This is a genomic window from Ruegeria sp. AB5, from assembly GCF_056542645.1.
Genome location: NZ_JBQGAE010000005.1, coordinates 1 through 13,800, shown reverse-complemented (window position 1 = coordinate 13,800; position 13,800 = coordinate 1). Strand labels below are relative to the sequence as shown.

11 protein-coding genes are annotated in these 13,800 nt (G+C 59.2%); 3 read left to right on the top strand and 8 right to left on the bottom strand.

From position 1 onward, the window contains the following. Window positions 1-6: 6 nt before the first annotated feature. From upp to ACR0L4_RS10705, 7 genes are all read right to left on the bottom strand, one after another. Window positions 7-639 carry a uracil phosphoribosyltransferase gene (gene upp / locus ACR0L4_RS10735; RefSeq protein WP_170751199.1) on the bottom strand — a complete coding sequence of 211 codons (633 nt, stop codon included), beginning with the start codon at window positions 637-639 and terminating at the stop codon, window positions 7-9. Beyond that, window positions 636-1,622: an adenosine deaminase gene (locus tag ACR0L4_RS10730; RefSeq protein ID WP_480512834.1), complete on the bottom strand. Its 987-nt coding sequence runs from the start codon at window positions 1,620-1,622 to the stop codon at window positions 636-638. The genes upp and ACR0L4_RS10730 overlap by 4 nt, the downstream gene beginning before the upstream one ends. Beyond that, a complete protein-coding gene (locus tag ACR0L4_RS10725; protein WP_480512832.1) occupies window positions 1,619-2,830 on the bottom strand; it encodes a phosphopentomutase in 1,212 nt (403 codons plus the stop codon). The genes ACR0L4_RS10730 and ACR0L4_RS10725 overlap by 4 nt, the downstream gene beginning before the upstream one ends. Then, window positions 2,827-4,134, bottom strand: a complete 1,308-nt coding sequence (locus ACR0L4_RS10720) for a thymidine phosphorylase (protein WP_480512830.1) — start codon at window positions 4,132-4,134, stop codon at window positions 2,827-2,829. Before ACR0L4_RS10720 ends, ACR0L4_RS10725 begins: the two co-directional genes overlap by 4 nt. A 4-nt stretch (window positions 4,135-4,138) precedes the next feature. Beyond that, a complete protein-coding gene (locus ACR0L4_RS10715; protein ID WP_480512828.1) occupies window positions 4,139-4,531 on the bottom strand; it encodes a cytidine deaminase in 393 nt (130 codons plus the stop codon). Window positions 4,532-4,617: 86 nt separating this feature from the next. Further along, complete coding sequence (locus tag ACR0L4_RS10710) at window positions 4,618-5,721, bottom strand: cupin domain-containing protein (protein WP_480512826.1); 1,104 nt, start codon at window positions 5,719-5,721, stop codon at window positions 4,618-4,620. Continuing rightward, window positions 5,684-6,388: a hypothetical protein gene (locus tag ACR0L4_RS10705; RefSeq protein ID WP_480512824.1), complete on the bottom strand. Its 705-nt coding sequence runs from the start codon at window positions 6,386-6,388 to the stop codon at window positions 5,684-5,686. Before ACR0L4_RS10705 ends, ACR0L4_RS10710 begins: the two co-directional genes overlap by 38 nt. A gap of 175 nt (window positions 6,389-6,563) precedes the next feature. Between ACR0L4_RS10705 and ACR0L4_RS10700 the strand changes: the two genes are divergently transcribed. The 3 genes from ACR0L4_RS10700 to ACR0L4_RS10690 all read left to right on the top strand — a co-directional run bounded on the left by ACR0L4_RS10700 (window position 6,564) and on the right by ACR0L4_RS10690 (window position 12,499). Further along, a complete protein-coding gene (locus ACR0L4_RS10700) occupies window positions 6,564-8,837 on the top strand; it encodes a phosphate acyltransferase (RefSeq protein WP_170751212.1) in 2,274 nt (757 codons plus the stop codon). A gap of 269 nt (window positions 8,838-9,106) precedes the next feature. Beyond that, the gene (gene prpE / locus ACR0L4_RS10695; protein ID WP_480512822.1) at window positions 9,107-10,996 is read left to right on the top strand and encodes a propionate-CoA ligase PrpE; all 1,890 of its coding nucleotides are present in this window, start codon (window positions 9,107-9,109) and stop codon (window positions 10,994-10,996) included. A gap of 63 nt (window positions 10,997-11,059) precedes the next feature. Beyond that, entirely contained in the window at window positions 11,060-12,499 is a 1,440-nt protein-coding gene (locus tag ACR0L4_RS10690) for an amidase (protein ID WP_170751216.1), read from the top strand. Window positions 12,500-12,756: 257 nt separating this feature from the next. Here the strand turns inward: ACR0L4_RS10690 and ACR0L4_RS10685 are convergent, their stop codons facing one another. After that, window positions 12,757-13,518: an NAD kinase gene (locus ACR0L4_RS10685; RefSeq protein ID WP_480512820.1), complete on the bottom strand. Its 762-nt coding sequence runs from the start codon at window positions 13,516-13,518 to the stop codon at window positions 12,757-12,759. Window positions 13,519-13,800 lie beyond the last annotated feature (282 nt).

The window sequence follows — 13,800 nt, the reverse complement described above, 5'->3', positions numbered from 1 at the left end:
CCCAACCTACTTGGTACCGAACATGCGGTCCCCGGCATCGCCGAGACCGGGCATGATGTACCCCTTGGAGTTCAGTTCGCGGTCAAGCGAAGCGGTGACAATGTGGACGTCCGGGTGCGCCTCTTTCATGCGCTCAACGCCTTCGGGGGCAGCCAGCAGGCAGAGAAAGCGGATGTCCGTCGCGCCCGCCTCTTTCAGCAGGTCAATCGCAGCAGCTGAGCTGTTGCCCGTTGCCAGCATCGGGTCCACCGCGATGACCAGACGATCTTTCAACCCCTCAGGCGCTTTGAAATAGTACTGGACAGGTTTCAGCGTCTGTTCATCCCGGTAAAGCCCCACAAACCCCACACGCGCTGAAGGGATCAGTTCCAACACACCGTCCAACATGCCGTTTCCGGCGCGCAGAATCGATACCAGCGCCAGTTTCTTGCCCGCCAGAATTGGCGCGTCCATCTCTTCCATCGGGGTTTCGATATGGCGCGTGGTCAGGGGCATTTCACGGGTAATTTCATAAGCCAGAAGCAACGTGATCTCACGCAGCAACTGCCGGAAAACAGCAGTCGACGTGCCCTTGTCCCGCATGAGCGTCAGTTTGTGTTGCACCAGCGGATGGTCGACGACGGTCAGGTGTTCGCTCATGTGGTCTCCAGTCTTTTTTTGACCCGCGCACGGGTATCTTCATCGCAAAAGGCCGCGTTCAGGGCCATGTCATTCAAAGCGGCAAAATCCTCGGCCTCCCAGCCGAAAGCTTCGCTCAGCATCTCATATTCGCGTCGCATGGTCGTGTGGAAAAACGGCGGGTCATCAGTTGAAACCGTGACTTTCACACCCGCATCGCGTAGCCGCGCAATAGGGTGGGACGCAAAATCGGGGAAGAGGCCCAGCACGACATTTGATCCCGGGCAAACTTCGAGCGTGACATCACGATCGACAAGTTCATGGACAAGGTCCGCATCTTCGATCGCACGAACGCCGTGACCTATACGTTCGACGCCAAGATCGCGCACCGCGTCGCGGACGCTTGCGGGGCCGCCGAATTCTCCGGCATGCGTGGTCAAGCGCAGCCCCGCTTCGCGTGCGCAGTCAAAGGACCATTTGAAATCGCCCTGCGCGCCCACGGCTTCGTTGCCGCCCATGCCAAACCCGGTGATCCATTCGCCGGCGGTATCCGCCGCGCACAATGCGCTGCGCTTGGCCTTATCGGGACCGAAATGGCGCACGCAGGTGACGACACCGCGCAAGGTTATGTCAAACCTGCGCTCTGCCTCGTCGGCAGCGTCTTGGATAGCGTTGAGATAGTCGCGCCAGGCATGCAGGTCTCCGCCACCGCAGAAATCGGGGCTGAGGAAGGTCTCGGAGTAGACGACACCGTTTGCAGCACTTTCTTCGAGAATCGCCAATGTGAGCCGGCGGAAATCTTCCGGTGTTTTCAGAACCTCGCAGGCGGTCTCGTACACGCTGAGGAAATGGGCAAAGTCGCGAAAGTCGTAACTGCCATCTGCCTTGAATATCCCGCTCAGGTCGACGCGTTTTTCGTGGGCCAGCTGGCGAATAAAAGCAGGGGGGGCCGCACCTTCGTGGTGCAGGTGCAATTCGATCTTCGGCAGGTCTGCGACGGTCATATAAAGCTCTTTCCCGGCCCTTGTGCCGGAACGTTCAGGTGGTGGGCGATGCTGGCTGCGACGTCGGCAAAATTGATTTGACCGATTTGGCCTCTGCCTTTGCCTGCGACCAGTACAGGAACTTGTTCGCGGGTGTGATCCGTTCCGGTCCAACTGGGATCATTGCCGTGATCGGCGGTCAGCAACATCAGATCACCGGGCCGCAGCTTTTTCAGCAGGGCGCCGATTTCCTGGTCAAACCATTCCAGTGCCCTGGCATAGCCGCTGATATCTCGGCGGTGACCATAAAGACTGTCGAACTCGACAAAGTTGGCGAAAGTCAGGCTGCCCTCTTCGGCCTCATCGATCAGATCGGACAGGTGCCCCATCAGGTCAGCGTCGGACCCTTTGTGCAGTGTATCGATCCCCTGCATCGAGAAGATATCTCCGATCTTGCCCACCGCATGCACATGTCGACCCGCGTCCTGAACCCAGTTGGTCAGAACCGGCGCGGGCGGCAGGATCGCGAAATCCTTGCGATTGGTGGTACGGCTGAACCCTTCCGAGGGTGAACCGACAAACGGGCGCGCAATAACCCGCCCAACTTTCATCTCATGCAGACGCGGCGCAAGGGTTTTGCACAGCTCCAACAGACGGTCGAGGCCAAAACTATCCTCGTGGGCCGCGATCTGGAACACACTGTCGGCTGAAGTATAGCAGATCGGCCAACCGGTTCGCATATGCTCGGCCCCGAGTTCGGCGATGATGGTTGTCCCCGAAGCATGGCAGTTACCCAAGATGCCGTCGGTTCCAGCGGCCTGGGCTGCGGCCCGGCTCAACTCCAGTGGAAAGGCGGGCTGGGTGTCTGGAAAGTAGTGCCAATCCCATGGCACCGGCAGCCCGGCCAGTTCCCAATGGCCCGAAGGCGTATCCTTGCCCGGCGAAACCTCGCGCGCGCAGCCCCACAACCCCGTGGGCTGTGCATCCAGCCCGGGTGTGACCTCTCTTGATGCCAGACGCACCGCAGCGCCCAGGCCCAGCGCATCCAGATGAGGCAGGCGCAGCGGACCAGAGCGACCTTGTTCGGCGCGGCCTTCAGCGCAGGCCTGCGCGATATGGGCGACCGTGTTGGCACCCGAATCGGGCACGGTACCGTTGAAATACTGCCCGGCATCAGATGCACCACCAATACCGACCGAATCCATGACAACCAGAAACGCGCGGCTCATGTGGTGATCCTTTCACGTACCAAATCCGGCGCGGCGGTTGGGGTATCTGCGATGGTGATCGCGGCCAAAACGCTGTCTGCGGCCTGACGCGCCGCGTCTTCGCGGGCGGCATGAACAACGGCCAGCGGAGCCCCCTTGGACACCTGGTCGCCCAGCCGTACCATGTTCGATAGGCCGACCGCCGGGTCGATCAGATCGCTTTCCACCTGACGCCCGCCGCCCAATGCCACAACAGACAGGCCCAGCGCTTCGCCGTCGATGGATGTGATGTAACCGTCTTTTGGTGCAGGCACTTCCTGAATCACACTGGCCTCCGGCAGGAAACGTTGCCAGGTATCGACGAATTTCACCGGACCGCCCACGGCCGCGATCATGCGACCAAACCGCTCGGCAGCACGTCCATCACGGATGATCCGGGCAAGTTTCGCGCGGCCTTCATCCACTGTCGGGCAAATCCCGGCATCAGCCAACAGCACCCCCCCCAGCTCGGCCGAAATCTCGGCCAGTGACGATGAAACACTGCTGGTCAGAGCTTTCATCACCTCGGCCACTTCCAACGCATTGCCCAGTGCCGGGGCCAAGGGTTGGTTCATATCCGTGATTACCGCCGAGGTCCGGCACCCCGCCGCATTTGCAGTATCGGTCAGAGCCTGCGCCAGTTTCCTGGCTGCATCCATGGTCTTCATAAACGCACCGCTGCCCACCTTGACGTCCAGCACAAGCGCATCCGGGCTGGCTGCGAGTTTCTTGGACAGAATGGACGCCGTGATCAGATCAAGGCTTTCTACCGTCGCGGTCACATCACGCACCGCATAAAGCCGCTTGTCCGCTGGGGCAATCTGTCCCGTCGCACCCACGATTGCCGCCCCTGTCTCGTGCAGAATCTGGGCCAGACGGACCTCTCCGATCTGCGTACTGACACCAGGAATAGCCTCGAGCTTGTCCAACGTCCCGCCTGTATGACCCAGCCCGCGTCCCGAGATCATGGGCACATAGGCCCCGCATTCAGCCAAGGCTGGGGCCAGTATCAGGCTGACGCAATCCCCAACGCCGCCTGTCGAATGCTTGTCGATCACAGGGCCATCGACATCCCAGCTGAGGACATCGCCACTGTCGCGCATTGCCACAGTCAGATCGGCCCGGCCCTGTGCGCCCAGCCCTCCCATGCACACGGCCATCGCAAATGCCCCGGCCTGCGCGTCACTGACACCGCCATCGGCCAGACCTTGCGCGAACCACGACAGTTCTTCGCTGGTCGGCACCTCATGGCGACGCAGTTTCGCGATGATCGAGCGAGCGTCCATCTGTCTAAACGTCTTGCATATGCGAGGCGTCGAACGCGCCCGGCAGAAGTTGTCCGATGGTCGTTTCCAATTCGGTTCCGTCAGTGGTCGCCAAGGTTACCTTGACGCCTCGTGCCCCGAACTCTGCCAGTTTCTGACGGCAGCCGCCACAGGGCGGCACAGGTTGCGGGCTCTGGGCCACGACGTAGACCTCGGCCAATTCGGTCTCACCGGCTGCTACCATGGCCGCAATCGCCCCGGCCTCGGCGCAGGTGCCTTCTGGGTAGGCCACATTCTCGACGTTACATCCGACATACTGCGCACCCGACCCCGACAGGATCGCCGCGCCCACCTTGAAGTTCGAATAAGGCGCATGGGCGTTTTCGCGGACCTTCAGGGCGGCATCTTTCAGCGACATGGCGATTCCCCAATTTTTTGATCAGTTGGTCAGAAGTTGATACCTTACTGGAAAACAGATCCCGAGTAGAAGCCCCAACCGCAGATTTATCCAAGGGTCGTCTGGAAGGTTCCGGGCAAAGTGACTTCAAGCAGCTCGATATCATCAGTCGGGTCGGACAGCCGCGTGCGCATACCGGGCGGGATCACGAAGGCATCGCCCTGCTCCAACCGATAGGGATCGCGATCTTCGCCTTCCAGCGTCACCTCTCCCTTCATGACAAAAGTAAAATGAATGTCGGTATCGTGACGCGCCCAGACCGGATCCCCCTGCCCACGGCGCACGACTTGCACTCCGGCGACGCCCTTGGTGTTTTTGGCAATTGTCGTGTCGCGGCAGATAAATCCCGGCAGTCGGAACGGCCCCCATTCTGCATCTTGCGCCCGATTGTAGACAAACCGCTGCCCCTGCCATTCCCGCTCGGGGCGCAGGTAGGGCGTGGGCAACTCCATGTCATGATCGATCTCGGTGACATGTTCGGCAGGAACCCCGATCTCGATCACCTGTACATTGTCCGACGCCTCGAGCACGCGGTGACGGATTTCCGGCGGCTGAATGAAGCAATCCCCGGCTGTCAGGCGCATCTTGTCGCCCTGATCTTCATAGACAACATCGACCCAACCGTGGATGCAAAAGATCAACTGAAAGCCGACCTTGTGGAAGTGCACCATGTCCGGAACCGGGCCGCCGTCGGGAATACGGATATGACTGGCAATGATCGACCCGCCAAGCCGATCCGGCACCAGATCACGATAGTGCATACCTGCCCGTCCGATGATCCACGGAGCCTGATCCTTGAGCCTGCGCACCACAAAAGAATGCACCGTCTCGGGCATGACCAGTGGCGGGTCGCGATCCTCAATCTCGATCCGGGTTCCGTTTGGGGCCACAAGTACCCGCTGCCCCTCGGCGAACCCATCGGGGTCATCCGTAAGAATGCGCAGGGTTCCGGGAGGTTCAGGGGCATCCTTTTCCACCCGCAGCCGCAAACCATGGCCGGAAAACACAGCAATCCGGGGGTCGTCGGCAGGATAGATCATATCCATCTTCATCCCCAACACCCTGGTGTAAAACGGGATGTCGTCGCGCAGTTCCTGCGTGGGCAGGCGGATTTCAGCGCGGATCTGAAGGACGCGCGGCGTCTGGGTCATGCGGGGTCTCTTCGGTCGGTTCTTTTGGCCATCCGATCAGAACCGAGGCCAGAATGCCAATCGAAAAATACATCTCGAGCGTTTCCTCCAGCACGAACAGCCGCGTCATCATCTTTGTCGACAGACTGGCTTGGTAGAGACTCGATATCTCTTCCAGACCCTGTGCAACCACAGCAGCCAAACCAGCCAGCACAAAAACGGACAGAAAGGGAGCCTGAAGTTTGACGGCACGCCACGCCGCCGGAATGCCATGCCAGACAAGGCCACCCAGCACAAGGACGGCCAGAACCACACGCACCAACGTCATGTCCAGCAGCACATCCAGCCCGTTCAGCACCATAAACGGCGTGGTGCCTTCGGCATAAATTTCGGCCTCCAACTCGCGTTCCGCCAAAAGCAGACATACCAAACCAATGTACAACCGCTTTAGGCCCCGGAACCGCACCAAAGCCGCCAGCCCAGCTGCAAACAGGCAGGCTGCCGAAATCGTCTCTATCAATCCACCTTCCTGATTGAACGCTGCTGCCTGCACCGGCCAAAGTGCAATGACAGACAGCAATAGTGTGGCTACAGCCAGAGAGACCCAGAACCAGAACCGGTCAATTCCAAACCGGAACCGTGTGGCAGGCAAGACCTCTGCGGTCGAAAGTTTCAGGTTTCGGGTCATGGCAAGGCTCGTGCAGCGCGTGGATACTGAATTCGCGGTGTGTATTTTTTTTGGGTTCAAAAAGCAACCAACTGAGCAACTGGCGCCAAATCCCGCTGAAAAAGTGACGTAGCGTAGCCAAGCTGAAAAAAATAGTTTAAGGCTAAATCAAATTTTTTAGGGAGTTGAAAAGCCGATGTCAGACACACCCAGCCTGCGGCAGGCCGCGCTTGACTATCACGCCCACCCCAAGCCCGGAAAGCTTGAAATCAAGGCGACCAAACCCATGGCCAACGGTCGGGATCTGGCCCGCGCGTATTCGCCCGGTGTGGCCGAGGCCAGTCTGGAGATCAAGGCCGATCCCGCCAATGCGGAACAGTATACGGCGCGCGGCAACCTGGTGGCGGTCGTCTCGAACGGCACGGCGGTTCTGGGGCTTGGCAACATCGGCGCACTTGCCTCAAAACCGGTGATGGAGGGCAAGGCCGTTCTGTTCAAAAAGTTTGCGGGGATCGATTGCTTTGACATCGAGGTCGACCAACCCGACCCTGAAAAGCTGGCCGATATCGTGTGTGCATTGGAACCCACCTTCGGCGCAATCAACCTCGAAGACATCAAGGCCCCCGACTGCTTTGTCGTCGAAAAGCTCTGCCGTGAACGGATGAACATCCCGGTGTTCCATGATGACCAGCACGGCACGGCCATCGTTGTGGGCGCCGCGGCAAGGAATGCGCTGCACGTCGCTGGAAAGAAGTTCGAGGATATCAAGATCGTTTCCACCGGCGGCGGTGCCGCCGGGATTGCTTGCCTGAACATGCTTGTCAAGTTGGGCGTCAAACGCGAAAACATCTGGCTGTGTGATATCCACGGGCTCGTGTATGAGGGCCGTGCAGAAGACATGAACCCGCACAAAGACCAGTTCGCGCAGAAATCCGACCTGCGCACGCTGGACGATGTGGTCGGTGGGGCGGACCTGTTCCTGGGCCTCAGCGGCCCCAACGTTCTGACACCCGAGATGGTTGCAAAAATGGCCGACCGCCCGATCATCTTTGCCCTGGCAAATCCCACGCCGGAAATTCTGCCCCAAGCGGCGCGCGAAGTGGCGCCCAACGCGATTATCGCCACCGGACGCAGCGATTTTCCAAATCAGGTCAACAACGTTTTGTGTTTCCCCTTCATATTTCGTGGCGCGCTGGACGTGGGCGCGACCGAGATCAATGACGAAATGCAGATTGCCTGTGTAGAGGGCATTGCCGAACTGGCCCGCACCACCACCAGCGCCGAAGCGGCCGCAGCCTACAAGGGTGAGCAACTGACCTTTGGACCGGACTACCTGATCCCTAAACCGTTCGATCCTCGCCTTGTGGGGATCGTGTCTTCGGCCGTGGCCAAAGCCGCGATGGAAAGCGGTGTCGCCAAGCGTCCGATCCACGATCTGGAAGCGTATAAGGAAAAGCTGAACCAGAACGTCTTCAAGTCCGCCCTGCTGATGCGCCCGGTTTTCGAAGCCGCTGCCGCCGCAAGCCGCCGGATCGTGTTTGCTGAAGGCGAGGATGAGCGCGTTTTGCGTGCCGCGCAGGCCATTCTGGAAGAAACCACAGAAACCCCGATTCTGATCGGTCGTCCCGACGTGATCGAGGCTCGGTGCGAACGCCTCGGCCTGATGGTGCGCCCCGGCAAAGACCTACAGATCGTAAACCCGGAAAACGATCCTCGCTATTATGACTATTGGAGTTCGTATCATCAGGTCATGCAGCGTCGGGGCGTCACGCCCGATCTGGCCAAGGCGATCTTACGCACGAACACCACAGCTATCGGTGCGATCATGGTACAGCGCGGCGAAGCTGACAGCATGATCTGTGGCACATTCGGCGAATACCGCTGGCATCTGAACTATGTCGAACAGGTTCTGGGTACCGGGGACCTGCGACCGCATGGGGCATTGTCCCTTATGATCCTAGAAGACGGGCCGCTCTTTATTGCCGATACCCACGTGCGGCAATTGCCCAACCCGGCCGAGCTGGCCGAGATCACCATAGGTGCTGCGCGCCATGTGCGCCGCTTCGGCCTTGATCCAAAGATTGCCTTTTGCTCACAATCGCAATTCGGCAATCAGGCCGAGGGGTCAGGCAAGCGCCTGCGCGAGGCGATCGCCATTCTGGACAGCGAACCGCGGGATTTCACCTATGAAGGGGAAATGAACCTCGACACGGCGCTGAGCCCGGAGTTGCGAGAGCGTATTTTCCCCAATTCACGCCTGCAAGGCGCTGCAAATGTGTTGATCTTCGCCCATGCGGATGCCGCCAGCGGCGTGCGCAACGTGCTGAAGATGAAAGCCGACGGAATCGAGGTGGGCCCGATCCTGATGGGGATGGGCAACAAGGCGCATATCGTCACTCCTTCGATAACCTCACGTGGTTTGCTCAACATGGCGGCCATCGCAGGCACACCTGTGGCACATTACGGTTGACGGAAACCTACCTCGGTCAGGCACCCCTCGGCGGTGCCTGGCTGCGCGACTCACTTACCGCTCTTTGCACGATGGAATTTGCAATTTTGCAAAATCCGTAGTCTACCGCCCTAAAATCCCTCTGAGCAATGAGTTTGCAAAAATTTGCAGATGAATTTTGGGCATACTGCAAATATTTTGCGATAAACTGACGCGCCGTCATTTGCACCGCTTGTTCCGTGCCACGGGGATGCATAACAACATGCGCAGGAGATTGGGAGGAGGACGATATGGCCTATCAGGACGTGTATGACAGCTGGAAAAACGACCCCGAGGCGTTCTGGATGCAGGCCGCAAAGGGCATCGATTGGGTAGCACCGCCCAGCAAGGCTCTGTTTGCCGAAAACGCTCCCTTATACGAATGGTTCAGCGACGCGCAGGTCAACACCTGCTGGAACGCGGTCGACCGCCATGTGGAAAACGGGCGCGGAGAGCAGACCGCCATTATCTATGACAGTCCAATCACCCATACCAAGCGCGAGATCTCTTACGTCGAGCTGCGCAATCGGGTCGCCACATTGGCCGGAGCGTTGCGCGCTAAAGGCGTAGAAAAAGGCGACCGCGTCATCATCTATATGCCCATGATCCCCGAAGCGCTTGAAGCCATGCTGGCCTGCGCCCGCCTGGGTGCCGTGCATTCGGTCGTGTTCGGCGGCTTTGCCAGCAACGAGTTGGCCGTGCGCATCGACGATGCAAAACCCAAGGCCATCATCGCCGCGTCATGCGGGATGGAGCCGGGCCGGGTGGTGCATTACAAACCGCTGCTGGACGGGGCTATCGATATGGCCACGCACAAACCCGATTTTTGCGTCATCTTCCAACGCGAACAGGAAGTGGCGCAATTGATTGAAGGGCGCGATTACAACTGGCACGGCTTCCAATACGGGATCGAACCAGCCGAATGTGTGCCGGTGGCAGGCAATGATCCGGCCTATATTCTTTACACCTCGGGCACCACAGGCGCACCGAAGGGCGTTGTGCGTCCGACCGCCGGCCATCTGGTCGCTTTGAACTGGTCGATGAAGAACATCTACAATGTCGATCCGGGAGATGTGTTCTGGGCGGCCTCGGACGTGGGCTGGGTCGTGGGCCATTCCTATATCTGCTACGCCCCGCTGATCCACGGAAACACCACCATTGTGTTCGAAGGCAAACCCGTCGGCACCCCGGATGCGGGCACCTTCTGGCGCGTGATCTCGGAACACAACGTCCGCAGCTTCTTTACCGCCCCGACAGCCATCCGTGCCGTCAAACGCGAGGACCCCAAGGGCGAGATGCTGGCAAAATACGACCTATCCGGTCTGCGCGCCCTGTATCTGGCCGGCGAGCGCGCCGATCCAGATACGATCACATGGGCGCAAGACGCGCTGAACGTGCCGGTGATCGATCATTGGTGGCAAACCGAAACCGGCTGGACCATTGCCGGAAACCCGCTGGGGATCGAGGCACTTCCGGTCAAGCTGGGCTCGCCCGCCAAACCGATGCCAGGTTACGACGTGCAGATTCTCGACGAAGGTGGCCATCCGGTCAAAGCAGGAGAATTGGGCGCAATCGCGGTCAAACTGCCACTACCACCGGGCACTTTGCCGACGCTCTGGAATGCCGAAGATCGCTTTCGGAAGTCATACTTGCAGCACTTCCCAGGCTATTATGAGACCGGTGATGCGGGCATGATTGACGAGGACGGCTACCTCTACATCATGGCGCGCACCGATGACGTGATCAACGTCGCAGGCCACCGTCTGTCCACTGGAGGGATGGAAGAGGTTCTGGCCGCGCACCCGGATGTTGCTGAATGCGCCGTAATAGGCGTATCGGATCAGCTCAAAGGTCAGATGCCGGTCGGGTTCCTGTGCCTGAACGCGGGTGCCGCGCGCGATTACAATGAGGTCGTGCAGGAAGTCGTCAAGATGGTACGCGAAAAGATCGGCCCCGTGGCGGCATTCAAACTTGCCGTAGTGGTGGATCGGCTGCCCAAGACCCGATCGGGTAAAATCCTGCGGGGAACCATGGTGTCGATCGCGGATGGCAAAGAATACAAGATGCCTGCAACCATCGACGATCCGGTCATTCTGGATGAGATCAAGACAGCGCTGCAAACCATCGGCTACGCACAGTAAACCCAGCCCCCTCTTGCAACCTGAAACAGGCCCCTTACTGTCGCCACAAGACAGTGAGGGCCCATGACACATACCGAAATCTGGCGGCTCAGCGCCACCGAGTTGACCGCTCTGACCCGTGCGGGCGATCTGAGCGCCGAGGACGCGGTTTCCAGCGCGATTGAGCGCATGCACGCCGTCAATCCCGACCTCAATGCCGTGGTCGAGGACCTGGGCGATCTTGCCAAAGAGCGTGCGCGCGATCTGGATCGGGCGCGCGTTGCGGGGGCCCCGACCGGTCCGCTGCATGGGGTGCCAGTGACGATCAAGGTCAACGTTGACCAGAAAGGTCATGCCACCACAAATGGGGTGGTTGCCCTGAAAGACGTCATTGCACCCGACGACGCACCGGTTGTTTCAAACCTGCAGAAGGCAGGTGCAATCGTGATCGGACGCACCAACACGCCCGAATTCTCGTTTCGCGCCGACACGGATAATCCGCTTTATGGCCGAACGCACAACCCGTGGGGGCGGCATATCTCACCCGGTGGGTCTTCGGGCGGAGCCGGAGCGGCGGTGATGGCCGGGATCGGCGCCTTGGGTCATGGGAATGATATTGGTGGCAGCCTGCGGTTTCCGGCGGCAGCCAATGGCGCGGTGACTATCAAACCCGGGCTCGGTCGAGTCCCCGCCTGGAACCCCAGCCAACAGGCCGAGCGTGGACTGCTGGCCCAATCCATGTCGGTTCAAGGCCTGATCACTCGGTCGGCGACAGATTTGCAGCTGTCCATGCCAAGCCTGATCGCAGCAGATCCGCATGACCCTTTCCACGTGCCCCTGCCGTGGCACGGCGAGCCGCTGGAGGCCCCGATCAAAGTGGCCTTCACCAAAAACACCTTCGGATATGCCTTGCACCCGCAAGTCGAAAAGGCGCTGGACATCGCCCGTGACGCCTTGATCGACGCTGGGTACCTTGTGGAAGAGGTCGATCCTCCGGATGTGTTCGAATGCGGGCGCATCGGGTATCGCTCGTTGATGGGGGAGGTCCTGACGTTGTTGCAGTCCGATATCGAAGCTGCCGGTTCCGACACCATCCGGGACATATTCGAGGTCTATTTCCAGGAATTCCCACCTATTGTCGAAACCGATCTGCTGCGGATGCTGGCCAAACGCACGCATTACGCGCGCGAGTGGTCTTTGTTCATGCAAGACTACCCCTTGGTCCTGTCCCCGTTCCTACCCCAGCCCTTTTTCAAGCCTGACCGCGATACCGAAGGGGCCGAAGGTGTACACGAAGTTCTGGGCTGCGCCGTGTATTCCTACGCGATGAACTTTCTGGGCCTGCCCGCCGCTTGCGTTCCGTCGCTGTTGGCCGACCTGCCGAACGGTCCGCAACCCATCAACGTGCAAATCGCAGCGCGACGCTGGCGCGAGGATCTGGCGGTTGGTGCCGCCGCGGCAATCGAAACGCGCGTTGGACAAATGTGCCAACAATTGTGGGATCACATGGACCAATCCAATTGAGCACGCAAAAATAAACCCCGGGCTGTTACACCCGGGGTTTCCTTGCTGAAATATGCCCGAATTTCTAATGACGAGCGCGGCACCACCCACCCTCGCCAGCGCGGAATCTGCGCAATTGTTTCGAAAACGCGGACTTGGTGGCCACTCACTCCCACCAACGCGTGTTCTCCGGGCAGATAGAGACTACCCGAGGAAAGATCACCTTCGTGTGAAGTTCTTCACACAAGCGACGTCTATTTGCATCTAAATGGGGAGATTTATGTGAATTGCTCGGAAATTAGCCTCTCTTCAAGGCCGTGACCCGGGTCAAAGAGGATTCGGTGCCTAATCGCAGGCTCTGATCGAATCTCGACCCAATCGATGTCAAGAAAGGAAATCGAATCAGCATCGGCCATGACAGGACGCTTGTCGGCATCCAGAACATCGAATCGCACTTTTGCGACTTTGGGCAACAAGGCGCCGCGCCATCTGCGCGGGCGAAAAGCTGCAATGGCCGTCAGGGCCAGCACATCCGACCCGATTGGCAAAATTGGACCATGGGCCGAATAGTTGTAGGCCGTCGATCCGGCCGGGGTGGACAGAAGTGCGCCGTCACAAACCAGCTCCCCCATCCGCTCGCGCCCATCGACGCTGATTTTCAGACGCGCGGCTTGCGGACCAGCACGTAGCAGCGAGACCTCATTGATCGCCAAAGCCTCGTGTAACTTGCCCGACTGGTCCATTGCCCGCATCGCCAGCGGGTTGATGACCTCTTCTTCCGCCTCAGCCAGACGTGTCAACAAATCGGATTCGCTGTATTTGTTCATCAGAAAGCCGATCGTGCCCCGGTTCATGCCATAAACCGGGGCATCAAGATGCTGCATGTTCTTCAGCGTGCGCAGCATGAACCCGTCCCCGCCCAGCGCCACAACCACATCCGCATCGCGCGGCGCGGCGTTGCCATGCTTCGCCACCAACATGTCCCGAGCCGATTGCGCCACGTCGACTTCACTGGCGAGAAAGGCGATTCTCTTTTTCATGTTTCGCGGTTTCCGGTGCTGCACATTTGGTTCCGAAACAAACATACCTTTCCCCAATAGGCCAGACTTGACGCCGCAGCGGTGCAATTCGTCGCTTTAACGCTGTTGCCCCCCTCAAGTTTCCGATAGGAAATCCGCAAGAAATACCCCAGACATGTGGAGCACTCATGAACGCCAATCTCCGTGACACCGGTTTTTTCACCCAGTCCCTATCTGACCGCGACGCTGAGTTGTTCGGCTCGATCACGTCCGAACTGGGCCGTCAGCGCGATGAGATCGAGC